This is a genomic window from Allomesorhizobium camelthorni, assembly GCF_011045125.1.
In the GTDB taxonomy this organism is placed as follows: Bacteria; Pseudomonadota; Alphaproteobacteria; order Rhizobiales; family Rhizobiaceae; genus Allomesorhizobium; species Allomesorhizobium camelthorni.
Genome location: NZ_JAAKZF010000013.1, coordinates 80,952 through 105,706, shown reverse-complemented (window position 1 = coordinate 105,706; position 24,755 = coordinate 80,952). Strand labels below are relative to the sequence as shown.

At 63.0% G+C, this 24,755-nt stretch carries 26 protein-coding genes; 8 read left to right on the top strand and 18 right to left on the bottom strand.

Annotation, left to right across the window (positions count from 1 at the left end; translation table 11 throughout):
- Nucleotides 1-22 precede the first annotated feature (22 nt).
- The 4 genes from corA to G6N73_RS12800 all read left to right on the top strand — a co-directional run bounded on the left by corA (nucleotide 23) and on the right by G6N73_RS12800 (nucleotide 5,100).
- Complete coding sequence (corA, locus tag G6N73_RS12815) at nucleotides 23-1,117, top strand: magnesium/cobalt transporter CorA (protein WP_165028082.1); 1,095 nt, start codon at nucleotides 23-25, stop codon at nucleotides 1,115-1,117.
- A gap of 98 nt (nucleotides 1,118-1,215) precedes the next feature.
- On the top strand, nucleotides 1,216-1,560 hold the full coding sequence (rpsO, locus tag G6N73_RS12810; RefSeq protein WP_280113308.1) for a 30S ribosomal protein S15: 345 nt from the start codon (nucleotides 1,216-1,218) through the stop codon (nucleotides 1,558-1,560).
- Between the two features lie 301 nt (nucleotides 1,561-1,861).
- Nucleotides 1,862-4,009: a polyribonucleotide nucleotidyltransferase gene (pnp, locus tag G6N73_RS12805; RefSeq protein WP_165028080.1), complete on the top strand. Its 2,148-nt coding sequence runs from the start codon at nucleotides 1,862-1,864 to the stop codon at nucleotides 4,007-4,009.
- Between the two features lie 74 nt (nucleotides 4,010-4,083).
- The gene (locus tag G6N73_RS12800; RefSeq protein WP_165028078.1) at nucleotides 4,084-5,100 is read left to right on the top strand and encodes a class I SAM-dependent methyltransferase; all 1,017 of its coding nucleotides are present in this window, start codon (nucleotides 4,084-4,086) and stop codon (nucleotides 5,098-5,100) included.
- Nucleotides 5,101-5,104: 4 nt separating this feature from the next.
- On the opposite strand, the gene fabI is transcribed toward G6N73_RS12800, so the two are convergent.
- The 3 genes from fabI to fabA all read right to left on the bottom strand — a co-directional run bounded on the left by fabI (nucleotide 5,105) and on the right by fabA (nucleotide 7,744).
- Nucleotides 5,105-5,917, bottom strand: a complete 813-nt coding sequence (gene fabI, locus G6N73_RS12795) for an enoyl-ACP reductase FabI (protein WP_165028076.1) — start codon at nucleotides 5,915-5,917, stop codon at nucleotides 5,105-5,107.
- 13 nt (nucleotides 5,918-5,930) lie between these two features.
- Nucleotides 5,931-7,151 (bottom strand): beta-ketoacyl-ACP synthase I, encoded by a 1,221-nt coding sequence (gene fabB, locus G6N73_RS12790; RefSeq protein ID WP_165028074.1) that lies wholly within the window; start codon nucleotides 7,149-7,151, stop codon nucleotides 5,931-5,933.
- A gap of 74 nt (nucleotides 7,152-7,225) precedes the next feature.
- Nucleotides 7,226-7,744 (bottom strand): 3-hydroxyacyl-[acyl-carrier-protein] dehydratase FabA, encoded by a 519-nt coding sequence (gene fabA, locus G6N73_RS12785; protein ID WP_165028072.1) that lies wholly within the window; start codon nucleotides 7,742-7,744, stop codon nucleotides 7,226-7,228.
- Nucleotides 7,745-7,979: 235 nt separating this feature from the next.
- Here fabA and irrA point away from each other — a divergent pair, with 235 nt between their 5' ends.
- Nucleotides 7,980-8,408 carry an iron response transcriptional regulator IrrA gene (gene irrA / locus G6N73_RS12780; RefSeq protein WP_165028070.1) on the top strand — a complete coding sequence of 143 codons (429 nt, stop codon included), beginning with the start codon at nucleotides 7,980-7,982 and terminating at the stop codon, nucleotides 8,406-8,408.
- Entirely contained in the window at nucleotides 8,401-8,793 is a 393-nt protein-coding gene (locus tag G6N73_RS12775) for a DUF4260 domain-containing protein (protein ID WP_165028068.1), read from the top strand. The genes irrA and G6N73_RS12775 overlap by 8 nt, the downstream gene beginning before the upstream one ends.
- Before the next feature lie 92 nt (nucleotides 8,794-8,885).
- Here G6N73_RS12775 and G6N73_RS12770 read toward each other — a convergent pair whose 3' ends face one another.
- The gene (locus G6N73_RS12770; protein ID WP_206078822.1) at nucleotides 8,886-9,452 is read right to left on the bottom strand and encodes an SH3 domain-containing protein; all 567 of its coding nucleotides are present in this window, start codon (nucleotides 9,450-9,452) and stop codon (nucleotides 8,886-8,888) included.
- A 160-nt stretch (nucleotides 9,453-9,612) separates the two neighbouring features.
- On the opposite strand from G6N73_RS12770, the gene G6N73_RS12765 reads away from it, so the two are divergent.
- Both G6N73_RS12765 and G6N73_RS12760 read left to right on the top strand, forming a co-directional pair.
- Nucleotides 9,613-10,614, top strand: coding sequence for a 2-hydroxyacid dehydrogenase (locus G6N73_RS12765; protein WP_165028064.1), 1,002 nt, complete (start codon nucleotides 9,613-9,615; stop codon nucleotides 10,612-10,614).
- A gap of 80 nt (nucleotides 10,615-10,694) precedes the next feature.
- Nucleotides 10,695-11,435 (top strand): DUF4336 domain-containing protein, encoded by a 741-nt coding sequence (locus G6N73_RS12760; protein ID WP_165028062.1) that lies wholly within the window; start codon nucleotides 10,695-10,697, stop codon nucleotides 11,433-11,435.
- 20 nt (nucleotides 11,436-11,455) lie between these two features.
- On the opposite strand, the gene G6N73_RS12755 is transcribed toward G6N73_RS12760, so the two are convergent.
- From G6N73_RS12755 to G6N73_RS12690, 14 genes are all read right to left on the bottom strand, one after another.
- Complete coding sequence (locus G6N73_RS12755; protein ID WP_165028060.1) at nucleotides 11,456-11,872, bottom strand: aconitase X swivel domain-containing protein; 417 nt, start codon at nucleotides 11,870-11,872, stop codon at nucleotides 11,456-11,458.
- On the bottom strand, nucleotides 11,869-13,128 hold the full coding sequence (locus G6N73_RS12750; RefSeq protein ID WP_343044605.1) for an aconitase X: 1,260 nt from the start codon (nucleotides 13,126-13,128) through the stop codon (nucleotides 11,869-11,871). Before G6N73_RS12750 ends, G6N73_RS12755 begins: the two co-directional genes overlap by 4 nt.
- Complete coding sequence (locus G6N73_RS12745) at nucleotides 13,125-13,613, bottom strand: GNAT family N-acetyltransferase (RefSeq protein WP_165028058.1); 489 nt, start codon at nucleotides 13,611-13,613, stop codon at nucleotides 13,125-13,127. Before G6N73_RS12745 ends, G6N73_RS12750 begins: the two co-directional genes overlap by 4 nt.
- Nucleotides 13,614-13,617: 4 nt before the next feature.
- A complete protein-coding gene (locus tag G6N73_RS12740; RefSeq protein WP_165028056.1) occupies nucleotides 13,618-14,376 on the bottom strand; it encodes a molybdopterin-synthase adenylyltransferase MoeB in 759 nt (252 codons plus the stop codon).
- A gap of 31 nt (nucleotides 14,377-14,407) precedes the next feature.
- Nucleotides 14,408-15,544: a DNA replication/repair protein RecF gene (gene recF / locus G6N73_RS12735; RefSeq protein WP_165028054.1), complete on the bottom strand. Its 1,137-nt coding sequence runs from the start codon at nucleotides 15,542-15,544 to the stop codon at nucleotides 14,408-14,410.
- Between the two features lie 30 nt (nucleotides 15,545-15,574).
- Nucleotides 15,575-16,693 carry a DNA polymerase III subunit beta gene (gene dnaN, locus G6N73_RS12730; protein WP_165028051.1) on the bottom strand — a complete coding sequence of 373 codons (1,119 nt, stop codon included), beginning with the start codon at nucleotides 16,691-16,693 and terminating at the stop codon, nucleotides 15,575-15,577.
- 196 nt (nucleotides 16,694-16,889) lie between these two features.
- A complete protein-coding gene (gene dnaA, locus G6N73_RS12725; RefSeq protein ID WP_425484079.1) occupies nucleotides 16,890-18,365 on the bottom strand; it encodes a chromosomal replication initiator protein DnaA in 1,476 nt (491 codons plus the stop codon).
- Nucleotides 18,366-19,235: 870 nt separating this feature from the next.
- Nucleotides 19,236-19,502 carry a 30S ribosomal protein S20 gene (gene rpsT / locus G6N73_RS12720; RefSeq protein ID WP_165028047.1) on the bottom strand — a complete coding sequence of 89 codons (267 nt, stop codon included), beginning with the start codon at nucleotides 19,500-19,502 and terminating at the stop codon, nucleotides 19,236-19,238.
- A gap of 164 nt (nucleotides 19,503-19,666) precedes the next feature.
- A complete protein-coding gene (locus G6N73_RS12715) occupies nucleotides 19,667-20,440 on the bottom strand; it encodes an enoyl-CoA hydratase (RefSeq protein ID WP_165028045.1) in 774 nt (257 codons plus the stop codon).
- A 60-nt stretch (nucleotides 20,441-20,500) separates the two neighbouring features.
- The gene (gene mutM / locus G6N73_RS12710) at nucleotides 20,501-21,391 is read right to left on the bottom strand and encodes a bifunctional DNA-formamidopyrimidine glycosylase/DNA-(apurinic or apyrimidinic site) lyase (protein ID WP_165028043.1); all 891 of its coding nucleotides are present in this window, start codon (nucleotides 21,389-21,391) and stop codon (nucleotides 20,501-20,503) included.
- Entirely contained in the window at nucleotides 21,384-22,625 is a 1,242-nt protein-coding gene (locus G6N73_RS12705; protein WP_165028108.1) for a phosphopentomutase, read from the bottom strand. The genes mutM and G6N73_RS12705 overlap by 8 nt, the downstream gene beginning before the upstream one ends.
- 172 nt (nucleotides 22,626-22,797) lie before the next feature.
- Nucleotides 22,798-23,415 (bottom strand): TadE/TadG family type IV pilus assembly protein, encoded by a 618-nt coding sequence (locus G6N73_RS12700; RefSeq protein WP_165028041.1) that lies wholly within the window; start codon nucleotides 23,413-23,415, stop codon nucleotides 22,798-22,800.
- A 30-nt stretch (nucleotides 23,416-23,445) separates the two neighbouring features.
- The gene (locus G6N73_RS12695) at nucleotides 23,446-24,039 is read right to left on the bottom strand and encodes a TadE/TadG family type IV pilus assembly protein (protein ID WP_246251972.1); all 594 of its coding nucleotides are present in this window, start codon (nucleotides 24,037-24,039) and stop codon (nucleotides 23,446-23,448) included.
- A 149-nt stretch (nucleotides 24,040-24,188) separates the two neighbouring features.
- Complete coding sequence (locus G6N73_RS12690) at nucleotides 24,189-24,614, bottom strand: pilus assembly protein N-terminal domain-containing protein (protein ID WP_165028037.1); 426 nt, start codon at nucleotides 24,612-24,614, stop codon at nucleotides 24,189-24,191.
- Nucleotides 24,615-24,755: the final 141 nt, after the last annotated feature.

The following is a 24,755-nucleotide window of genomic DNA, read 5'->3' as shown; positions in this document are numbered from 1 at the left end:
CATGCGCTGGGCGAGAAGCGGCATGGCGAAGGTTGAGACGGTCAAGAGGCGGTCCCCGCGCAAGGTCAAGAGGTCGCCCATAGGCGCGTCGCCCGGTACGTTGATCGCCGATCCCGCCGCCCGCCAGTCGGCGCTCAGCCTCACATTGATTTCTCCCGATGAGTGCAAGTTCATCGGCAACGCCAGCCTTCGGGATGTCGCTGAAAGCTGCGCCGGATGGCCGGTCATCTGGCTCGATTGCGTCGGCCTCGCCAATGTCGAGCTGATCGCCGAGATCGGCGCGATCTTCAAGCTGCACCCGCTGGCGTTCGAGGACACGGTCAACACCGGCCAGCGCCCGAAGGTGGACTTCTTCGACGACCACGCCTTCGTCGTCGTCTCAGCGATCGACGACGCGCTTGCCGGCCGCTACGAGCAGATGTCGCTGTTCTTCGGCGAGAATTTCGTCGTCACCTTCCAGGAGCGCGAGGGCGACCCGTTCGGGCCGGTTCGCAAGCGCATCAAGGCGAACCTGCCCAACAGGCTGCGCACGCGCAAGGCAGACTATCTCGCCTATGCTCTGATAGACGCCATCGTCGACAGCTATTTCCCCATCCTGGAGAGCAAGGGCGAAACGATCGACGGCATAGAGGACGAGATGCTGAGCGGCATAGGGCGTCATCAGGTGCGGGAGTTGCACGAGCTCAAGCGCGGGATGATCGTGCTCAAGCGGGCGCTGTGGCCGCTCCGTGACGCGCTCGCGGCCCTGCTCCGCGCCGAGGTGCCCTTCATCTATCCCGAAACCAAGGTCTATTTGAACGACACGCACGACCATTCGGTCCGGCTGATCGAGGTGGTCGAGATGCACCGCGACATGCTGACCGGGCTGATCGAAATGCATCTTTCGCTGAGCCAGGCCCGCACCAACGACGTGATCAGCTTCCTGACCATCGTCTCGGCGATCTTTATCCCGCTGACCTTTCTCGCCGGCATATGGGGCATGAATTTCGATCCCGGCGCCTCACCCTGGAACAGGCCGGAGCTCTTGAGCTATTATGGCTACCCGATCGCACTGGGCATGATGGCCGTCATTGGATTTTCGCTCGTTGGCTTCTTCCGCTGGAAGAAATGGCTTTGAACTGACCGCCAGATCGAGATTCTTTGCCGGTTTGGATTCTCTCTGGCTTTCCGCTCGGTTTTGCACTATATGCGCCGCAGCATTGGGCGAGACGCGCAATGTACACCGGCCCCTGCTGGACGACATCCCGGCTGAGGGCGACCCGTTTCCTCAAATTCGAAAGGAAAAGCACGATGTCGATTACTGCTGAACGCAAGAAGGAATTGATGACGGAATTTGCGACCGCCGCAGGCGATACCGGTTCGCCGGAAGTCCAGGTGGCCATTCTTTCCGAGCGCATCAAGAACCTGACCGAACACTTCAAGGACCACAAGAAGGACAATCACTCCCGTCGTGGTCTGCTCGCTCTCGTTTCGCAGCGCCGCCGTCTGCTCGACTATCTGAAGTCGCGCGAAGAAGGCCGCTACCAGACGCTGATCGAGAAACTCGGTCTGCGCCGCTAAGACTTCCGGCCGGCGGGCTTCATCGAGGTCCGCCGTTCGCTTATCCGGGCAGCCGTCAAAGGCTTCCTGGCGGGACATGGTCCGAGGGATCGTGTCCGAACTGGTTCCAGGTGCGGCACAGGGCAGCATCGGAACCGCCTCATGAGACGGTCATGGGGCAGGATTGCAGGATGCCTGGGGCGTTGATCCGACGCCGACTGTCCAGACACCCCGTTGTCTTGCCCGTGGCTCGTCTGAAACAAGCCAGGAGAAGGATGCCGCGAGAGTTCGCGGCCCTTTCCGCATTACGCAAGGACAAGATATGTTCAATCATCACAAGGTAGAGATCGAATGGGCGGGCCGTCCGCTCATTCTGGAAACCGGCAAGATCGCCCGTCAGGCCGACGGCGCCGTTCTCGCCACCTACGGCGAAACCATCGTGCTCGCCACCGTCGTTTCGGCCAAGGAGCCCAAGCCCGGCTTCGACTTCTTCCCGCTGACCGTCAACTATCAGGAAAAGACCTATGCCGCCGGCAAGATCCCGGGCGGCTATTTCAAGCGTGAAGGCCGTCCGAGCGAGAAGGAAACGCTGGTTTCCCGCCTCATCGACCGCCCGATCCGTCCGCTCTTCGCCGATGGCTACAAGAACGACACCCAGGTCGTCGTGACCGTCGTCCAGCATGACCTGGAGAACGATCCGGACATCCTGTCGATCGTCGCCACCTCGGCGGCTCTGACGCTTTCGGGCGTGCCCTTCATGGGCCCGATCGGCGGCGCGCGCGTCGGCTATATCAATGGCGAATATGTGCTGAACCCGCACATCGACGAGATGGATGAATCGAAGCTCGACCTCATCGTCGCCGGAACCGGTGACGCCGTTCTGATGGTCGAATCGGAAGCCAAGGAGCTTTCCGAGGACGTCATGCTCGGCGCCGTCATGTTCGGCCACAAGGGCTTCCAGCCTGTCATCGATGCGATCATCAAGCTCGCCGAAGTGGCCGCCAAGGATCCGCGCGACTTCACCCCGCCGAGCTATTCCGATCTCGAGACCGAGATGCTGGCGCTCATCGAAGCAGACCTGCGCGAAGCCTACAAGATCACCCACAAGCAGACCCGCTACGCCGCCGTCGACGCCGCCAAGACCAGGGTCAAGGCCGCATTCGCTCCGGCCGAGGGCGAGGAAGCAAAGTACTCTTCCGAACAGGTCGCGACCGTGTTCAAGGAACTCCAGGCCAAGATCGTGCGCTGGAACATCCTCGACACCGGTTCGCGCATCGACGGCCGCGACCTGAAGACCGTCCGCCAGATCGTCTCGGAAGTCGGCATCCTGCCGCGTACCCACGGTTCGGCGCTGTTCACTCGCGGCGAGACCCAGGCGATCGTTGTCGCCACGCTGGGCACCGGCGAGGACGAGCAGTACGTCGATTCGCTGACCGGCATGTATAAGGAGAAGTTCCTCCTTCACTACAACTTCCCGCCCTATTCGGTCGGTGAGACCGGCCGCATGGGTTCGCCTGGTCGCCGCGAAATCGGTCACGGCAAGCTCGCCTGGCGCGCTATCCGTCCGATGCTGCCGGCGACGGAATCCTTCCCCTACACACTTCGTGTCGTGTCGGAGATCACCGAATCCAATGGTTCATCGTCGATGGCTACCGTCTGCGGCACCTCGCTGGCGCTGATGGATGCCGGCGTGCCGCTGGCCAAGCCGGTTGCCGGCATCGCCATGGGCCTGATCAAGGAAGGCGACCGCTTCGCCGTCCTTTCCGACATTCTCGGCGACGAGGACCACCTCGGCGACATGGACTTCAAGGTGGCCGGAACCCAGGGCGGCATCACCGCGCTGCAGATGGACATCAAGATCGAAGGCATCACCGAGGAGATCATGAAGGTTGCGCTCGCCCAGGCGCAGGAAGGCCGCGTGCACATCCTCGGCGAGATGTCGAAGGCGATCGCCGAAGGCCGTTCGGAGCTCGGCGAGTTCGCGCCGCGCATCGAGGTCATGCACATCCCGACCGACAAGATCCGCGACGTGATCGGCTCAGGCGGCAAGGTTATCCGCGAGATCGTTGAGAAGACCGGCGCCAAGATCAACATCGAGGACGACGGCACGGTCAAGATCGCTTCGTCGAACGCCAAGGAGATCGAGGCGGCGAAGAAGTGGATCCACACTATCGTCGCCGAACCGGAAGTCGGCGAAATCTACGAAGGCACGGTCGTCAAGACCGCCGACTTCGGCGCTTTCGTGAACTTCTTCGGCCCGAAGGACGGCCTGGTCCACATCTCGCAGCTCGCCAACGACCGCGTCGCCAAGACGTCGGACGTGGTCAAGGAAGGCGACAAGGTCTTCGTCAAGCTCATGGGCTTTGACGAACGCGGCAAGGTTCGCCTGTCGATGAAGGTCGTCGACCAGGAGACCGGCAAGGAGATCGTGCGCGAGAAGCGGGCCGAAGGCGAAGAGACCGCCGCCTGATAGCCGCACGCAGAACCAACGAACGGGCGCGCCGCAAGGTGGCGCCCGTTTTGTTTTGAATTACCATCAGGCAAATGACCCGCGACGTGCTTAAAACCCTTTTCCACCCGTTCGAAGCCGAGGCGCTTGCCGCACCAGGTGAAGGCCGGCGCGTTCTCTTCCTCGGCGCCCAGTCCGGCTTCCGCCTTCCGGAAGGGTTTGATGCCGATCTTTCGCTCGTCCAGGGCTTCCGGCCCTGGTTCCGGGCGCTGGCTGGCCGCTACAAAATCACGCCGCAGCCGGAGGGGGAAAATTTCGACGTCGCCTTGGTGCTTGCCGGTCGCCATCGCGGCGAAAATGAGCTTCGCATCGCCGAGGCGATCGAGCGGACCAAGGGCAGCGGGCTGATCCTTATCGCCGGGGGCAAGGATGACGGCATAGCGAGCCTGCGCAAGCGAATGGAAGGACTGGTCGAACTGGAAGGCCACATGCCGAAGCATCACGGCGTCGCCTTCTGGTTCCAACGCCCCCTGGAGATTTCGGAGCCGATTGCGGCCCTGCGCGACGGCAATGGCGAGACATTGATCGAAGGCCGCTTCGTCACTGCTCCCGGCATGTTCTCATCGGACCGCATCGACGCCGGCTCGAAACTTCTGGCCGCTCACCTGCCCGACAAGATTTCCGGCGCGGTTGCCGATTTCTGCGCCGGCTGGGGTTTTCTTGCCGCGGAACTTGCGAATCGCTATTCGAAAATCTCGATGCTCGACCTCTACGAGGCCGATTTCGTCTCGCTGGAAGCTGCAAAGCGAAATGTCGCGGCCACCGGCACGGTCGAGCCTCGCTTCTTCTGGCACGATTTGCTGACCGAAGAGGTGCCCCACCGCTACGATTTCATCGTCATGAACCCGCCCTTCCATCAGAAGCGGGAGGCGGAGCCCGACATCGGCCAGAGGATGATCCGCACGGCCAGCGCGGCGCTGAAACCGGGCGGACGGCTGCTGATGGTCGCGAACCGCCAGCTTCCCTATGAGAAGACGCTTTCGGAGGCTTTCTCCAGCCATTCCGAGATCGTGCGCGACGGCTTGTTCAAGGTTCTGGCGGCGAAGCGCTGAGCGCTTATTCCCGCTCTTCGCCTGTCCGCTTCAGCTCTTCCAGGGTCGGCATCGACACGATGTGATAGCCGGAATCGACATAGTGGATTTCGCCGGTGACGCCGGACGACAGGTCCGACAGCAGATAGAGCGCCGATCCGCCGACTTCCTCGATCGTCACCGTGCGGCGCAGCGGCGAATTGCGCTGCTGGTAGGAGAACATGTGGCGCGCATCGGCAATGCCGGCGCCGGCTAGCGTGCGCACCGGACCGGCCGAAATTGCGTTCACGCGGATACCGCGCGGGCCGTAATCATTGGCGAGATAGCGCACGCTGGCTTCCAGTCCGGCCTTGGCGACGCCCATGACGTTGTAGTTGGGCATGATCCGCACCGACCCCGCATAGGTCAGCGTGATCATCGTGCCGCCTTCCTTCATCAGCGCGGCGGCGTGGCGCGCCACCTCGGTGAACGAATAGCAGGAGATCACCATGGTGCGGATGAAGTTGTCGCGGGTGGTGTCGGCGTAAAGCCCTTTGAGCTCGTTCTTGTCGGAAAAGCCGATCGCATGGACGATGAAATCCAGGCCGCCCCATTCCTTGCCCAGCGTCTCGAAAACGGAGCTGACGGAAGCGCTGTCCTCCACGTCGCAAGGCAGCACCAGCGATGCGCCGACCTTCTCGGCCAGCGGCTTGACGCGCCGGCCGAATGCCTCGCCCTGATAGGTGAAGGCGAGTTCCGCGCCCTGTTCGGCAAGCTTCTTCGCGATGCCCCAGGCGATGGAGTGATCGTTCGCGACCCCCATGATCAGGCCGCGCTTGCCCTTCATCAATCCGTCCATCGGCCTGAAACCTTCAACCGTTATAACGCTGGAATACCAGCGTGGCGTTGGTGCCGCCAAAGCCGAACGAGTTCGACAGCACGGTGTCGATCCTGGCGTTGTCGATACGCTTGCGCACGATCGGCATGCCCTCGAATTCCGGATCGAGTTCCTCGATATGGGCGCTTTCGCCGATAAAGCCGCCCTGCATCATCAGGATCGAGTAGATCGATTCCTGCACGCCTGCGGCGCCGAGTGAATGCCCGGTCAGCGACTTGGTCGAGGTGATGTTCGGCATCTTGTCGCCAAACACTTCGCGGATCGCGCCCATCTCCTTCGAATCGCCGACCGGCGTAGAGGTGCCGTGCGTGTTGATGTAGTCGACATCGCCTTCGACGGTGGAGATCGCCTGCTTCATGCAGCGCACCGCGCCTTCGCCGGAAGGCGCGACCATGTCGTAGCCGTCCGATGTCGCGCCGTAGCCGACGATCTCGGCATAGATTTTGGCGCCGCGCGCCTTGGCGTGCTCCAGTTCCTCCACCACCAGCACGCCCGCCCCGCCGGCGATGACGAAGCCGTCGCGGTTGACGTCATACGCGCGGGACGCCACCGAAGGCCGGTCGTTGAACTTGGAAGACATGGCACCCATCGCGTCGAACAGGTTCGACATCGTCCAGTCGAGATCCTCGTGGCCGCCGGCGAATACCATGTCCTGCTTGCCGAACTGGATCAGCTCATAAGCATTGCCGATGCAATGCGCCGAAGTCGAGCAGGCGGACGAGATCGAATAGTTGACGCCGTGGATCTTGAACCAGGTCGCGAGCGTCGCCGATGCCGTCGACGACATCGCCTTGGGGACCGCGAACGGCCCGATGCGCTTCGGGCTGCTGTTCTTCTGGGTGATTTCAGCGGCCTCCACGATCGTCTTCGTCGACGGCCCGCCCGAGCCCATGATGATGCCGGTGCGCTCGTTGGTGATATCGCCTTCCTCGAGCCCCCCGGATGCTATCGCCTGCTGCATGGCGACGTGGTTCCACGCCCCGCCCTTGTGCAGGAAGCGCATCGCCCGCCGGTCGACTAGCTCGGTCGGCTCGAGCGTCGGCGCGCCCCATACCTGGCAGCGGAAGCCGTGCTCGGCGAAATCGTTGGAAAAGCTGATGCCCGAGCGGGCGTCATGCAGCGAGGCCTGCACTTCGTCGGCATTGTTGCCGATGGACGACACGATCCCAAGGCCTGTCACGACGACACGTCTCATGTGAGGCTCCTCTTTGCTGCGCGCCCTTGAAGGTCGCGATTTGCAGCCTGTTTGGTGGTTCGCTCAGGTCTGACCTAGGCGGCGGCTTCCTGCTTCGAGAGGCCGACCTTCAGGTCGGTGGCCTTGTAGATGGGTTCTCCGTCCGCCTTCAGCCAGCCATCGGCGATGCCCAAGACCAGCCGGCCTCGCATCACGCGCTTGAAATCGACGCCGTATTCCACCTTCTTCACCGATGGCGTGACCATGCCCTTGAACTTGACCTCGCCGGTCGACAGCGCCATCCCTTTGCCCGGTTCGCCCAGCCAGCCGAGGAAGAAGCCGGTCATTTGCCACATCGCGTCGAGGCCAAGGCATCCGGGCATGACCGGGTTGCCGATGAAATGGCAGGGGAAGAACCAGAGGTCCGGCCTGACGTCGAGTTCCGCGCGTATGAAGCCTTTGTCGAACTCGCCGCCGGTCTCGCTGATCTGCGTGATGCGGTCGAACATCAGCATTGGCGGCGCGGGAAGCTGCGCGTTTCCGGGCCCGAAGAGTTCGCCGCGCGCGCAGGCAAGCAGTTCCTCGTAGTCGTAGCTCGATTTCGCAACCGCCATGAATTCCGTCCCCGTAATGTTTGTGGGCGCGCTGCGGCGCCCTTGGCAATGTCATTATCACAGTCTGTTTCGGGTCGGAAACAGCAGTGCACGAACTAGCGTGCCGGCCTTGCCGGGTCAATCCGCGCCTATTGATCGGTTTGCCGTGACCGAATATATGTCGGGAACCATCCGGCGCCGTTGAACCCGTGGGATCGACGGTTCGGAAGGCATATAGGCGAAGTTTGGCGGGTTGATGGTTCCGAATTGCAAGGACGGTGTGAGCGTTGATCAGCGGGTGCGCGAAGCGGGCCTGCGGCCGACGCGTCAGCGCGTGGCGCTGGCCGATCTGCTGTTCGCCAAGGGCGACCGTCATCTCTCGGCCGAGGAACTACACGAGGAAGCGCTAGCCGCGGGCGTTCCCGTGTCTCTGGCGACGGTATACAACGCGCTGCACCAGTTCACCGAGGCTGGCCTGCTGCGCATATTGGCGGTCGAGGGGTCGAAAACCTATTTCGACACCAACACTTCCGACCATCACCATTTCTTCATCGAAGGCGAAAACAAGATCTTCGACATCGCTTCCGGCCCGGTCGAGGTACGCAACCTGCCCGAACCGCCCGAAGGCATGGAAATCTGCAACGTCGACATCGTCGTGCGGCTCCGCCCCAAGCGGAATGTCTGAACAGCGTCGATCCTCCGGACCGATTAATCTCCTCGTCAGGCTCGAATGGGCCTTTTTGTTTGCCCTGTGCGTTGCCGGCTATGCCCTGTCCGGCGGTTCCTGGCCGCTGTTCTTCCTGCTGATCCTCGCGCCCGACCTTTCAATGCTCGGCTATCTGGCCGGCCCGCGCATCGGCGTCGCCGCCTACAATCTATTCCACACATTGATCGTGCCGCTGTGCCTGCTGGCAGCCGGCTTTCTGGCCGGGCAGGACATGGCCATGCACATCGCCGCGATCTGGCTCGCCCATATCGCGATCGACCGCGCACTTGGCTATGGTCTGAAATTCTCCACCGGATTTCAGGACACGCATCTCGGCCGCATCGGCCGGGACCTTGGAGCATGATCCGAAAAGTTGCAGACTTTTCGGAAAATCATGCGGCAAGTTGCAGGTAAGAGCCCCATTCCGATTCTATCGGAATGGATTAGGCTCTGGCATCAGTCCTTGACCTGCTCGCCCGGATAGGCGCCCCATACCTGCGTCTGGGCGATCCAGCCCGTATGCCCGTCAAAGGTCATCTGGCACCATTCGCCGTTGCACTGCTTGATCGTGCCGACCACGCCGGGTTCGACGATGGCGATCGTGCTGGCCTCCTTGTCCGGCTCTGCCAGAAGCGTGAGCTGTGTATCCTTGCCGCGCTGCCAGGGAGCGGCGATCGCCGTGCGCCGGCCCGACAGCAGCGACTGGTTGATCCAGCCTTCGGAGCCGTCCGCATCGCGCACGCGCCGCCAATTGTCGTATTCCTGGATAATTTCCATCGGCAGGCCGGGTTTCATGTAGAGCCAGTCGACAGGATAGTTCAGGCCGGGGCCGATGCGCGAGTTCACGCGGCCCGATTTGAGGCTGACGAAGCGCGGCAGCGGCAGCCCGCTCGCGCCGCGGTTGACCTGCTGGCCGGCCGCCATTTGCGCGGTTGCCGGCAATGTGTTGGGGCAAATGAACGCCAGACCGAGCAGCGCTGCACTGACGGTCATGCGAAGCGATGCGAAGCGAGACACTCTCATTGTTCCTTTGTAACCGGCGCCGCGCCGTCCCCGGTTCAGGCGCCCTTTTTCTTTGTCATCGGCCGAACCGCTTGTTACACAGTTGTCGCGCCAGGACTGGTTTTCAGTTTCGCCCGTCTTGGTTAAAGAGGTCTCAACAGGATCCGGAGTCGAGGCATTAATGGCCGGCAAAAAGAAGCCCCTCGTAGTGATCACGCGCAAGCTGCCGGACCAGGTGGAAACGCGCATGCGCGAATTGTTCGACGCGCGACTCAACGTCGACGACAAGCCGATGAGCCAGCCCGAACTGGTCGCTGCGGTCAAGGAGGCGGACGTGCTGGTGCCGACCATCTCCGACCGCATCGACGCGGCGCTGATTGAGCAAGCCGGGCCGCAATTGAAACTGATCGCCAATTTCGGTAACGGCGTCGACAAGATCGACGTGATGGCGGCGGCGAAGAAGGGTATCACCGTCACCAACACGCCCAACGTGCTCACCGAAGACACGGCCGACATGACGATGGCGCTGATGCTCGCCGTACCTCGGCGGTTGGCTGAGGGCGCGAACGTGCTCAGGGGCGACGGCAAATGGGCCGGCTGGTCGCCGACCTGGATGCTCGGCCGCCGCATCTGGGGCAAGCGCCTCGGCATTGTCGGTATGGGCCGCATCGGAACCGCGGTTGCCCGCCGCGCCAAGGCTTTCGGCCTCTCCATTCACTATCACAACCGCCACCGCGTGCTGCAGAAGGTCGAGGACGAGCTGGAGGCTACCTATTGGGACAGCCTCGACCAGATGCTGGCTCGCATGGACATCATCTCGGTCAATTGCCCATCGACGCCCGCCACATTCCATCTGCTCTCGGCGCGCCGGCTGGCTCTGCTGCAGCCGTCCAGCTACATCGTCAACACCGCGCGCGGCGAACTGGTCGACGAGGATGCGCTGATCAAGATGCTGCAGGACGGCAAGCTCGCCGGTGCGGCCCTCGACGTTTTCGAGCATGAGCCGGCGGTCAATCCGAAGCTGTTGAAGCTGGCGGCCAAGGGCAAGGTCGTGCTCCTGCCGCATATGGGTTCGGCAACGATCGAGGGCCGCATCGACATGGGCGAGAAGGTCATCATCAACATCCGGACCTTCTTCGACGGCCACCGCCCGCCGGACCGGGTGCTGCCGCTCCGGGATTGAGCTGTCTAGGCCGGAATCTCTACGATGGCCGCGAGCAGGCCATCGGTAGCGGCTGTAGACTGGGGGAAGCCGTTGCTTCGATGTCGGATGATCGTCGTGCCATATACCCGCCGCTCAATACGCTGAAGCCCGTCGCCAACGATCTGTGGATCGTCGATGGGCCGGTCATCCGTTTCGGGCCGGCCTTGCTGAAAATGCCGTTCTCCACCCGCATGACGGTAATCCGCCTGGCGCCCGGCGAATTGTTCGTTCATTCGCCGACATCACTCGTGCCGGAACTCGAGGCCGAGGTCCGGGTGGTCGGGCAACCTCGCTTCATTATCGGACCCAACCGGATTCACTACTGGTGGATACCGGATTGGAAGAAAGCCTGGCCGGACGCGCAGATCTATCTCGCGCCCCGGATAAGGGAGCAAGCGGACGGTCGAATAGACTTTCCGTCCCACGAACTTGATCGCGATGCGGGCTATCCATGGGATGTCGAGATCGCGACGCTGCCGGTTGTCGGCAGCTACATGACCGAGGTGGTTTTCTTCCATTTCGCCAGCCGAACTCTCGTGCTCACCGACCTCATCGAGAATTTCGAGCCAAGCAAGTTGGGGCCGTTCGCGCGCGTTCTGACATGGCTTGGAGGCGCACGCGACCCGGACGGCCAGACGCCGCGCGATATGCGGCTGACATTCGCCAAACCACAGGTGAAGGCGGCGGTGGAAAAGATGATCTCCTGGAATCCCGAGCGCGTCATTCTCGCCCATGGCCGCTGGTATAAGACGAACGGCGTCGCCGAGTTACGGCGAGCGTTCCGCTGGGTGCTGGACTGATTGGGTGCGAAGGCTATTCGCTACCGAATGGAGATCGAGCCGTCGGTCGCGACCACGACTTCCCTGCCGTCGAATGCCGGAAATCTCGCGCTCTCCAGCCTCACAGCCACCGGCGTCTGCCAGCCCATCTCTCGCGCCACAATCAGTCCGAGCAGCAGGATCGCGTCCGGCTCGTGCAGCACGAGTGCGACCGGCGCGTGGCCGTTGTGCACGAGTTCCATCAGCACCGCCGAGGCCGACGATGAACCGATCGTGCCGGGCAGGAACAGCACGTTCCCGGAAATCGTCTCGCCGCATTGCGGGTGGCGCACGTCGGCGATCCGCCCGCTCTTCGGGTCGACGCCGCCCCAGAAGCTGATCGGCGCCGTCAGCACCAGCGCTTCACCCTCGCCAGTTGCGCCCGGAACCAGGATCTCGCCTTGCGCTGCCGGCTTCATGCAAGGGCTTCCGAAAACACGGGCCTGCCGGCAACCGCGCTCTCCACGCAGTCGGCCAGCGAGCCGTAGAGCACCGAATAGCCGGTATTTCCCGGCGCATATTGCGCGAATTTCCCGGAATTGGTCATCAGGACGCCGCCCGGCCTGTCGGCCAGTATCGGCGTGACGACGACGCAGGTGTCGGCGACGATGACCACGCCCAGCGCTTCCAGCGCCTGCCGCCGCCCGTTCCGTTCCAGTTTGGAGAGCACGTGGCGGCCGGTGCAGGCGTGGATCGGCACGGTGAGCCGCCGCCCCGCGACCAGGCTCTCCAGCGCGTCGAACTCGGCGAGCGACAGATGCGGGCTGCCGATCGCCACGGCATCGATTGCGTCCGGCGCTTCAGCCGTCGACAGCCGCGCCTGTGCGTCCGCTGCCATGTCGGGTGTCACGCAAATCGTCGCTTGCGGCAGCCCAAAACCCAGCGCCGTCTTTACGTCGGGTGCTTCCGGCGTCACGCCGGCGATATGAAAAAGCCCGACCGCGCCGGTCGAGGCCGCAGCCGCGCCGAATGCCTTCAGCGCATCGTCGCCCGGATGGCCTTGCACTCCCGCAACCACCCCGACCGTATTCCCAACCTCCCGGCCATAGAGGCTGCCGAGCACCGGCCAGGCGATCTCGGACGCCATGAACTCTGCGGGCAGGGCGCTTACGTCGAAAACAAGCGTGGCGATGCGGTTTTCCGGCCGGTGCAGGCCGTAATCGGGCGCGCGGCCGGTGATGGCGCAGGCGATGTCGAGGAAATCGCCATAGCGGTTTGTCCGCGCCCCGAGCACCGAATTGCAGAACACGACCGCATTGGATTCGCCCCAGGCGACGTCGCTGCCGAACGCCGGGCGATGGCCTGCCTGATAAGGCGCGCAGGTCCAGCTCTGCTCGCAGCCGAGCCTGCGGTAGGCCTCCATCATTCGCCGCGCCATGCCGCGCTCGGGCTCCTCCAGCCGCACCCGCGAGCACCCCATCAGGTCGAGCGCGCCGACATTCAACGTCGCCCGCACCGCCACCCGCGCGCCGCCTTCCACCAGCTTTTCGGCGAACAGCGTGCCGGAATCGCCGTGGTAGAGCGCCCCGTCGATGTGCGCCGAGGCGATCGGGATCAGCCGCGGTGCGCCAAGCAGCCGCGCACTCTCGGCCACAATCCGCATCGCCATCGCCGCGCCGGCTCCATGCTCACCGTCGGCAATCGGGCGTTCTTCCGCCGACAGCGCGAGCGTCACCGCAGCACCTTGCGCATGGTGATAGACGTTGGCCGTTCATAGCCGGCATGCGCTGTACGTGCCGTTTCGCGAAAGCCGAGCCGGGCGAATGCGGCGTGGTTGGCGGTCAACTCTATGCGCGTCTGCAGTTCCAGCGCTTCCTTGCCGCAGCTCGCTGCGAACTCCTCGGCCGCCTCGACGAGCTTTTTACCGATCCCTTGGCCCTGGAGTTCCGGCTCAACCGCCAGCTTGCCGACGTAGCAATCATGCTCCCGCTCGACCATGAAGACGCAGCCGACCACCCTGCCCTCGCTCGTCGCCAGAAATCCGATCTCTTCCTCAGCCTCGCGGCGCAGGCTTTCCGTTGTGAGCCGATGGGCCGATGATGGCGGGTCGATAACACCGTCCATATAGGCGAAGGAGCGGTTGATCAGCGAAAGCACTTCTTCCCAGCGGTTGAAGCCGGCAGACAGCCGCTCGATCAGCGCGGTCGGCGCGTCGCGCATCCGGTCAGGCCCGCTTGTAGCGCATCGTCTCGAAACGCGCGGCAAGCGCATCGTAGAGGAGCAGTTTTCCCACCAGCGGCTCGCCGATGCCGGTGACGAGCTTGATTACCTCCATAGCCTGCAGCGTCCCGACCACGCCGGTCAACGCGCCCAGAATGCCGGCCTCCGCGCAAGAAGGCACCAAGCCAGGCGGCGGCGGGGAGGGGAAAAGATCGCGATAGCTCGGGTTCGGCCGCCCTTCCGCGTCGCTCTCGAAGGGCTTCAGCACGGTAATCGAGCCGTCGAAACGCCCGACCGCCGCATGCACCAGCGGCTTTCCTTCCGCCGCGCATGCATCGGCGATCGCATAGCGCGTCTCGAAATTGTCCGAACCGTCGGCGACGATGTCGTATTGCGACACGAGCTGTGCGGCATTCGCCGCCGTCACGCGCAGATCGTGCAGGATGACGATGACGTTCGGGTTTATCCGGGAAATCGCCGCCCGCGCGCTTTCGGTCTTGGCCATGCCGATCGACTGGGTGTCGTGCACCACCTGCCGCTGCAGGTTCGACAGCGACACGTGATCATTGTCCACTATGGCCAGCGTGCCGATGCCGGCCGCCGCGAGATATTGCAGCACCGGCGCGCCAAGCCCGCCCGCGCCGATCACCAGCACGCGCGCGCGCTTCAGCTTCTGCTGGCCCGCGCCGCCGATTTCAGGCAGCACGATGTGGCGCGCATAGCGCTCGAGTTCTTCAGGTGTAAGCGGCGTCGCGGCATCCATGGCGCGACCATAATGCGGTCCGCAACGCTTGTCAGGCGTCTGCCGTCGGAAAGACGCGGCCGTGATCGACGGTCAGAAACTGCGCCTTGCCCTTCAGGCTGGAAAACAGCGCCGGCTCCGTGCCGGTCATGAACACCTGGCAGTTCAGTTCCTCCAGGATGGAAAACAGCGCGGCACGCCGGCCTGTATCGAGATGCGCGGCGATTTCGTCGAGCAGCAGGATCGGCACCTGCCCCGACATCTCGCCGCAAAGCCTGGCATGCGAAAGCACAATGCCGACCAGCAACGCCTTCTGCTCGCCCGTGGAGCAGAGCTCCGCCGGCATAGCCTTGGGGTGGTGGCGCACGATCAAATCGGAGCGGTGCGGCCCTTCCAGTGTGCGGCCGGCTGCGCGGTCGCGGTCGCGACCCTGCGCCAGCGCCTCGCGAAAAGCTTCCTCCGTGTCAACCGCCGGCTCCAGCCCGATCCGCGCCTCCAGCGTTCCGGCCAGGCTAATGTCGGCCTGCGGAAACGGCCCCCTGTCGGGCAGTTTTTCGATCATCGCCGCAAGCAGCCGCACCAGCTCGACGCGCGCCGCCGCGATCGCCACTCCGGTTTCGGCCATCTGGCCCTCGATCGCCTCGAACCAGGCGCGGTCGCGCGAATCCTCGGCAAGCAATCGGTTGCGCCCGCGCATCGCCTTCTCGTAGTCCAGCGCCCGCTGGCCATGGCGTGCATCTATCGCCAGCACCAGCCGGTCGAGGAATCGCCGCCGGTCGCCCGCCGGCCCGGTGAATAGCGCGTCCATGGCCGGCGTCAGCCACACCACGCGCAGCCATTCGAGCATGTCCTCGGCGGAGCGGGCATTGGCGCCATTTATGCGCACCCGCCGTCCGCTCTCAGCCTCCGCGCCACTGGTGCCGGTGCCGATCTCCACCGGACCCTCCGGCCCATCGAGGCTGGCGTGAACGGCGAAGCCACCGGCGCTGCCCTCGCGGACGACATCGCCATAGGGCGCGCGGCGCAGTCCGCGCCCAGGGGTCAGGAAGGATATCGCTTCAAGCAGATTGGTTTTGCCGGCGCCGTTTTCGCCGGTGAACACCACCGGCCCGGGCTTGAGATCGAGCGCGAGCGCCGCATAGTTGCGGAAATCGGCAAGCGTGAGCTTGCTTATGTGGACCGTTTCCACGTCGGGCTCCGGTCCGGGTCAGGCCCATTCCTAAACGCGCATCGGCATGAGCACGTAGAGCGCATGCTCGTCCGATGTATCGTGAATCAGGGTCGGCGACCCGGCATCGGCCAGCATGAAGCGTGCTTCGCTGCCCGAAAGCTGCGCCGCGACATCCAGCAGGTATTTTGCGTTGAAGCCGATCTCGATCGGGTCGGACGAGTAGTCGGCGGCCAGCTCCTCGGTCGCGCTTCCCGAATCGGGATTGTTTACCGCCAGCGTGACCTGCCCGTCCGAAATCGACAGCTTCACGGCGCGGCCGCGCTCCGACGATATTGTTGAAACCCGATCCACCGCGCGTGCAAACGTCTCGCGGTCGATGATGAGCTTCTTGTCGTTGCCGGTCGGGATAACGCGCTGATAGTCCGGGAATGTGCCGTCGATCAGTTTGGAGGTCAAAATCACGCTGCCGATGGTGAAGCGGATCTTGGTGTCCGACAGTTCCGTGGTGACCGCCACGTCCGGATCGTCCACGAGCTTCTGCAACTCGCTGACCGTCTTGCGCGGAATGATGATGCCCGGCATGCCTTCGGAGCCAGCCGGCGCATCCATTTCGGCCCGCGCCAGCCGGTGGCCGTCGGTCGCAACCGAACGCAGCTTCAACTTGCCGCCGGTCTCGATGGCGTGGAAATAGATCCCGTTCAGATAGTAGCGCGTTTCTTCGGTCGAGATCGCGAACTGCGTCTTGTCGATCAGTCCCTTCAGAGCCGCCGATTCCAAGCGGAAAATATGCGAGAACGAGCCGGCCGAGAGTTCCGGAAAATCCGACTGCGGCAGGCACTGCAGGCGGAAGCTCGACCGCCCCGACGCAACTGTCATGGCGTTGCCGTCCTCGTCGGTCTTCAGCATCACCTCCGCGCCTTCCGGCAGCTTGCGCACGATGTCGTAGAGCAGATGCGCCGGAACGGTAGTGGCGCCGGCGCGCTCGACCTTGGCCGCCGTCGCCTCGGTGATTTCGAGGTCGAGGTCTGTCGCCTTCAGTTCGAGGCTCTGGCCCTCGGCGGCGAGCAGCACGTTGGACAGGATCGGGATGGTGTTGCGCCGTTCGACCACGCGATGGACGTGGTTCAGCGACTTCAAGAGGTTTGAGCGTTCGAGGATTACACGCATGACGAAATAGGCTCGCTTGAACGAAGGAGCGGAATTCCGGGCTCGGATTCCCGCGTAAGGCCCAACTTGGACAGAATGCGTCAGACTGACAAGAAAAAGCTTCGAAAGGCAAGCCCGCGAAACCGCAAGGGTACGGTTCCGCGGTCTTTCTGGGGATAAGCCGGCCCCTGGCGGCCGGCTGCTTGTCCTTCGTGGCTCAAGCTTGGTCGCTGATAAGCCTGCGCAGCAATTCCAGTTCCTGCGCCAGCGTGTTGTCGCCGCCGGACAGATCCTCGATCTTGCGTACTGCGTGCAGCACCGTGGTGTGGTCGCGGCCGCCGAAACGCCTGCCGATCTCGGGCAGCGAGCGCGGCGTCATCACCTTGGCCAGATACATGGCGATCTGCCGCGGCTTGACGATGGTGCGCGTGCGCCGGTTCGACAGAAGCTCGGTCTTGGACACATTGTAGTGCCGCGCCACGATCCGCTGAATATCCTCGATGCGCACCCGCTTCGGCTCGCCAGAGCGGTAGATATGGCCGAGGATCTCGTCGATGCGGTCGATCGTGATCTGCGGCTCGAAGGACTGACGAAACAAGAGCTGGTTGAAAGCGCCTTCCAGTTCCCTGCCGCTGCCGGTGACGGTGCGCGCGACATGGGTCAGGATCTCCTCCGATATGTCGAGTGCAGGATCCTCGGCCTTGGCGCTGGCCAGCCGCAACTGCAGCATGCCGAGCCGCATGCCGAAATCCGGTGCCGACATTTCCAGCGCAACGCCGCCATTCAGCCGCGAACGCACGCGCGGCTCGAGCGATTCCAGCTCGGAAGGCGGCCGGTCTGCCGCCACCACGACCTGTTTGGCGCTGTCGAGCAGCATGTTGATCAGATGGCAGAATTCGTGCTGGATCGATTTCCCCTGCAGGAACTGCATGTCGTCGATGATCAAGAGATCGATGTCGCGCAGCTGCTCCTTGAGCGTCAGCGCATTGTTGTCGCGGATGGCGGTGGCGAAGCGCCACATGAAATATTCTGCCGTCAGATAGACCACCCGCGATTTCGGGTTCTGCTTCAGGGACTCCGCGGCGATCGCTTGCAAAAGATGGGTCTTGCCGAGCCCGACTGTGGCGTGGAGGAACAGCGGGTTGAACCGCGAGGTCGATTCGGCCACGGCCTTGGACGCAGCCAGCGCGACGCGATTTGACGGTCCTTCGATGAAGGACTGGAACGTATAGCGCGGGTCGAGCGGCGAGCCGAGAACGCTCTGCCGGAACTCCACCTCGGCACCGTTTGCCCGGGTGGGCGTCGCCCGTTCGATCGCAGCCGCCGCGGCGGTGCCGGCCGAAAGCGCGGTGTGAGTCTGCCGTGTTGCCTTGCGGGCGAAGGTCGGCTCGGTCTCGCCGGCAGGAGCCGCCATGCGGGTCGCGGTGCGCACCACGATGTCGATCTTCAGGACGTCGGGATCTTCCTGCTTCCAAAGCTCGGAAATCAGGTCGAGATAGTGGCTGTTGATCCAGGAGCGCAGGAACGCGGTCGGCACGGAAATCCGGACCAGGCCTTTGGACGCTTCGGTCACCTTCATCCGGCCGAACCAGCTGGAATAGACCTCGCCTCCTAGACGCGCCTTCAGTTGCGCCTTGACCTTGTCGAATGCCTTCTCCGCGTTGCCGGCCACCACTATGCCATCCCCCCCGATCGGATTTCCAGGAAAAGAAAAGCCGGACTTTGCTTCCCTCTCGACGCCGCTTTGCATTGGTCAATCCCTCGTTTTCATTTCTGTTGCTCCGCCGACGCCGCGCCGCGCATTGTCGACAGTCGGTCCCGATCGCCGAGCACCTGCCCGACGATACAGTTCCTTGATTGCCGGCACGGGCTTGTCCCCGCCCGCACCGGCTTCACCCCAAACAAGGCAAAGGAAGTTCGTTTCCGGCAAATAGCCAGAGCGCACTCGCTTCCCGAAATTTTGTCTTGCCCCAGTCCCCTACATGCCCGAAAAGGCAACCCAGTCCGTTCGCAGAGATAAACCCCACGCTCAAATTCTGCGATTTCCTGCTAGGTCGTCAGGCCATTGGCCCGCCCCTTTCGATAGACAGACATTACAAAAATCGCTGTGGACAGGGCAAGGCCGCAGCTAACGGATTTTTAATGAATCTGATTGGTGAATTGCCTGACTCCGGGGCGCCGTTGGTCGCCGAAACGACAAAAGCGTGTGGATTCAAATCGTTTCTCGCTGGTTGCCGAATTCGGGCCCTCGCGGGAAATATTTTTAAAATATTTGCTTGACAGCTAATTGCCCCGGATCATCCACCGGTATATTGAATAACCTGTGGATAACCATCTGCAAGTGTATGATTTGTAAAGAAAAAATCTGTCAGGCGAGTTATCCGCCGGCGTGGGGCTTTCGGCCGCCAAACTTCAGAAATCCTGCATATGCCGGCAAAACAGTTGCAACTCCTGGGACTTCCCCTAGGGCATCCTGTTGCGGGTATTTTGCAACCCATTGTCGGCAAACGAAAAAACCCGGCGGATTAGGCCGGGTTCGTTTCGGTCGGGCGCTTCCTGTGCGTCAGGCAGACAGCGTCTTGAGGCGCTGGGCCAGCCGCGAAACTTTGCGGGAAGCGGTGTTCTTGTGCATAACGCCCTTGGTCGCCGCGCGCATCAGTTCCGGCTGGGCAGCCAGGAAGGCCGCCTCCGCGGCGGTCTTGTCGCCGGCGGCCAGCGCTTCCTCGACCTTGCGGACATAGGTCCGGACGCGCGAGCGACGGTTCTTGTTCATCGCGGTGCGCCGTGCGATCTTGCGCGTAGCCTTCTTGGCCGAAGACGTATTGGCCATGGTGCCTCTCTTTTCAATCTCTGCATGGGCGCCCGGATTTTAGCTCGGGGCGCAAAAAACAAACGGGCAGCCACAGGCCGCCTCGGTTGGTGCGGCTTATAGTGCAGCTTTCCCGGCGCGTCAACGCTGTTTGGGTGCGATTTTGAACGGGTTCGCGGTGGCGGTCACTGGTTCCTGAAATTGGCCGAGCGCTTCTCGACAAAGGCCGCCATGCCTTCCTTCTGGTCCTCCAGCGCAAACATGGAATGGAAGAGCCGGCGCTCGAAGCGCAGGCCTTCGGCCAGCGTGGTTTCATACGAGCGATTGACCGCTTCCTTCGCCATCATCACGGCGGGCAGCGAGAATTCGGCGATCTTGGCCGCGGCCTTCAGCGCCTCCTCCAGAAGCTCGCCTATCGGCACGACGCGAGACACCAGGCCGGAGCGCTCGGCTTCGGCAGCGTCCATCGTCCGGCCGGTGAGGCACATGTCCATGGCCTTGGACTTGCCGACGAAGCGGGTGAGGCGTTGCGAGCCGCCCATGCCGGGCATGACGCCGAGCGTGATTTCCGGCTGGCCGAACTTGGCATTGTCGGCGGCAATGATGAAATCGCACATCATCGCGAGTTCGCAGCCGCCGCCGAGCGCATATCCTGCGACTGCAGCGATCACCGGCTTGCGGATGCGGGCAAACTGCTCCCAGCCGACGAAGAAATCCTCGAAATAGGCGTCGACATAGCTCTTGGACTGCATTTCCTTGATGTCTGCGCCGGCCGCAAACGCCTTTTCCGAGCCGGTTAACACCATGGCGCCGATGCGCGGATTGGCTTCGAATATCTGCATCGCCGCCAGCACTTCGGCAAGAACGGTCGAGTTCAGTGCATTCAGCGCATTCGGCCGGTTGAGCGTGACAAGGCCGACCTTGCCGCGCGTTTCGACGATGATCGTTTCATAAGCCATCGGAAGCTCTCCTGAAATCTGCGCGTTGTCGCCCTGACCTAGAGCAGACTTTGCTCTAACCTAACGCTGGCAGGACGGGCAATAGAATGTCGATCGTCCGCTCTGCACAACGCGCGTGACATGGCCTTTGCAGCCGGGCGTCGGACAGGACTCGCCCTCACGGTCATAGACAGAGAACGAATGCTGAAAATAACCGAGCGAGCCGTCGGCCTGGATATAGTCCCGCAGTGACGAGCCGCCAGCCTTGATGGCGTCGGCGATCACCGACCGCACGGCTTCAGCCAGGGCATCCGCGCGGGCTGCGGCCTTCTTTCCCCGCTCGGCGATCGTTCCGGCCGCGCGAAGCGGCGACAGGCCAGCGCGCCACAGCGCCTCCGCGACATATATATTGCCAAGGCCTGCGATCAGCCGCTGGTCGAGCAGCGCCGCCTTGAGCGGCGATTTTCGGCCTTGGAACAATTCCTGGAGCAGTCGCCCGTCGAGCGCGTTGCCTGTCGGCTCGATCCCTAGCCCGGCCAGCATCGGATGGTCGTCGGTGGCCCCTTCGGCAAACAGCATGAAGCCGAAGCGCCTGGGGTCGTTGAACACCACGCGCGCCGTTTCGCCGCGCGGCTTCTCCATGTGGAACACCACATGGTCGTGCGCCGATGCCTTGGAGCGTTCGCGGTGGAAGGCGCCGGGAGTATCGCTGTCCGCACCCGCTTCAACCCGGAAAGATCCGGACATTCCGAGATGGCAGATCAGCGTCGGCCCGCCGTCGACATGCGCGGTAAGGTATTTTGCGCGCCTGCCCAGCGCGCTGATGGTGCGTCCTTCGAGCCGTTCGGCAAAGCGTTCGGGCAGCGGGAAGCGCAAATCCGGCCGTCGGGTTTCGACGCGCGCGATGCGGGCCCCCTCCATCACCGGCTGCAGGCCGCGCCGCACGGTCTCGACTTCGGGAAGTTCAGGCATGCGCGGAAATCGTTTTGTAAAAGGACACACCGTGGCGGCCGGGCGAAAGGCCGAGATGCTCGGCGACCGTCTCGCCCATGTCGGCGAAGGTGTTCCTGAGGCCGACTGACCCGCCGGAACGCCCTGGGATCACGCCGATGATCGGAGCGCGCTCGCGCGTATGGTCGCTGCCGCGCCAGGAGGGGTCGCAGCCATGATCGGCGGTCAAAAGCAGCAGGTCGCCATTTTTCAGCCGCGCCAGCGCCTCCGGCAGACGGCGGTCGAACTCCTCGAGCGCCGCCGCATAGCCGGCAATATCGCGCCGGTGGCCGTACAGCGTGTCGAAATCGACGAAATTGGCGAACACCAGGTCGCCGTCGCGGGCGTCGTCCATGGCGACAAGCGTCTTTTCGAACAGCGCCATGTTGCCGGCCGCCTTGCGCACTTCCGACACGCCGCGATGCGCGAAGATGTCGCCTATCTTGCCCATGCCGATGACGCGGCTGCCGCGTTCGACCAGCCTGTCGAGTAGCGTCGGCTCCGGCGGCGGTACGGCGAAGTCGCACCGGTTGGCCGTGCGCTCGAAATCCGTCGGGCTCTCGCCGACGAAGGGCCGCGCGATAACCCGCCCGATATTGAGCGGATCGACCAGCTTTCGTACTGTCTTGCAAAGCTCATAGAGGCGTTCGAGCCCGAAATGGCTCTCATGCGCGGCGATCTGGATGACCGAATCCGCCGATGTGTAGCAGATCGGCTTGCCACTCCTGATGTGCTCCTCGCCGAGTTTGGCGATGATTTCCGTTCCCGAGGCGTGGCAATTGCCGAAAATACCCGGAATATTGCCCTCCTTGATGATCGCCTCCGTCAGCTCAGCGGGGAAGGTCGGTTCGGTGTGCGGGAAATATCCCCATTCGAACGGAACCGGCACCGCCGCGATTTCCCAGTGGCCGGAGGGCGTGTCCTTGCCGCTCGACACCTCGTCGGCCGCGCCGTGGAAGGAGTAAGGCATGAGCCGCGGTGCGTCCTGGCCGAAGGAGAAGCCGGTCGCCAGCGCCCCGGCTCGCCCGAGCCCCAGCGCCAGCAAGTTCGGGACTTTGAGCGCCCCCTGCCGCAATCCCTCTCTGTTGGCTTTTCCTGCCGCGCAGGCTTCGGCGATGTGGCCGAACGTGTTCGACCCGGAATCGCCGAAGCGCTCGGCGTCGGCTGCGCCGCCAATGCCGAATGAATCGAGGACGAACAGGAATGCGCGGGCCATGAAGTATCGGTTCTCGCTGCGGATGGTCATCCCAGACATAAGGTCCGGGAGAGGCCTTGGCAATTCGCCGCCGCAAGCGCCGGAACCGGCCGGCGCAAGCTCCTGCCAAAAAGCTAAAGGTCGCTCATCAGAAAGCTGCGCCAGGCGCACGCTGGAGTTGTGGAAGGATCGCTCAGCAGGTCTCGCATTTGACGGTCTGGCTCATGCGCGGCCGCAAATAGTAGGTTTCCTTCATCGAGATGTTGTCGAACGCGGAAAGGAGGCCGAGCGTCGACTTGGCGCCTGGCGACCAGGTGATGAGCGGCTCGTAGTTCAGGTAGCTGTCGACACGGATCAGGAAGGTGCCGGGTATCTTGAGCGTCGCCGGCACGGTTGTCAGCGTTCCCGCCGTGGCGTCCTTGCTGTAAACGCCGCCCTCGAGCTTGCCCGACCAGGCGACCTTGACCTCCGAACCCGTCGTGATATCGATCGCCGTCACGACGATCTTGGGCGCGGAGCGGTTGTAAGGCTGCAGAATGGACTCGCCGATCTTCAGGATTGCTGCGAGTTCGGCCGGCGTGATCTCCGGCTGCTGGGTGATCAGGTCCGCCACCATGCTGCCGATGCGGCTGACCTTCCGGTTGGCCTCGATGCCTTGCCCGACCTCCATGGTCACGAAATACATGGACAAGAGCAGAGGCACGATCAGCGCAAATTCCACCGCGGCGACGCCGCGCCGGTCCGGGATCAGCCTGGCAAATCCTGCCGTCAGCCTCGATATCGCAGTTTGTGCCCCCGCACGAACAGACATTTCCTTGGACCTTCCGTGGTTTAGAGCGCCTCAGTCGTCGAACGGCTCGTTCTGCCAGGTCACGGTAGCGAAATGCAGTGTCTTGCCGCCCTGCAGATTGGACATCGAAGCGCGCATGAAATCGGTGATGACCGGCCATTCGTAGAATACCCGCAGGACGTTCTTGGACAGCGACGGACCGGGGTCGAAGGTGAAGTTGGACGTCGCAAGCGTTTTGTCCTTGCCGCTGCCCTCGTAAATGATACGCAGGGCGGCGGCTTCCTCGAACGTGTCGAAGCTTCTGAGATCGACGTGCAGGCGGTCGATGCAGCCGTCGGCGACCATAATCTCCAGCTTTTCGCAGATCTTGTCCTTGAGAAACTTGTGGGTGAACGTCGGGTCGCTGGCCTTGAGCTGCCCGGTCCGCAACTGCCGCGCAATGTCGTCCGCAGCGTTGGACATCACCTGCTGTCCGGCAAACGAGATGCAGCTCTCGAGGATCGCGAAGACCAGCAGCGAGAACGGCAACGCCAATACCGTGAACTCGATCGCGGTGGCGCCGCTTCGATCGCGCACGAACCGCGACAGAATGCTCCGCCGCCGCCTTTGCGGGCTTCCACTATCCGTATTGGGTCTGGCAATCATTTCGGTTCCCGCCGATCCAATGTCATCGCGCCCGGACATTAGACTGAACCGGTTGAAGTCTGGTTTTGATGGTCGCTAGAATTGGCGCGTCCGATTTTACCCTGCAGTTACCATGCCTGGCGCGCCGCTGCCCGACGGGCTGGCCGCCGCTATTGGCTCGCGCCCAGCGCCATGTCCGATATGCGTTCGGCATCGGTCTTGTAGGAGTTCTCGCAATAGGGCGTGCAGGACAATGTCTGCAGATTGGCGCGGCGATAGATCCGCACAGACGAAGTCGTCTGCCGCGTCACCGTCACCTGTTCGTCGACGATCGGTGCGCCCGCTTCGTCGAGCACGACGAGATTGGTCACGCCGAAGCCTTTGCCGGTCAGCACGATCGTCGTGCCGTCCTGCACAGCGGCGTCGGCGATTGCCGGATTGCCGATCACGATCGTGTCTGCGGCGCGCGAAAGCTTGACGATCTTGGCCTGGTTCATGACCACCTCGATGCCGGCGCCCGAATGCGCGGCAAGCGTGGACGCGGCGATGAGCGCGGCTGCTCCAGCAATGCGAAGGAAAGATCTCAACGCGGCCATGGGGGCTCTCCGGGCGAGGGAAGTGTTCAATGGAAGATGAACGATATTGGTGAACCAACGGTTAAGCGTTGCAGGGCCGCTACCCGGAGCGGTCGGGATGGTCGGCGGCGGCCATCTAATTAAGAGCGTGTGAAAGCCTGC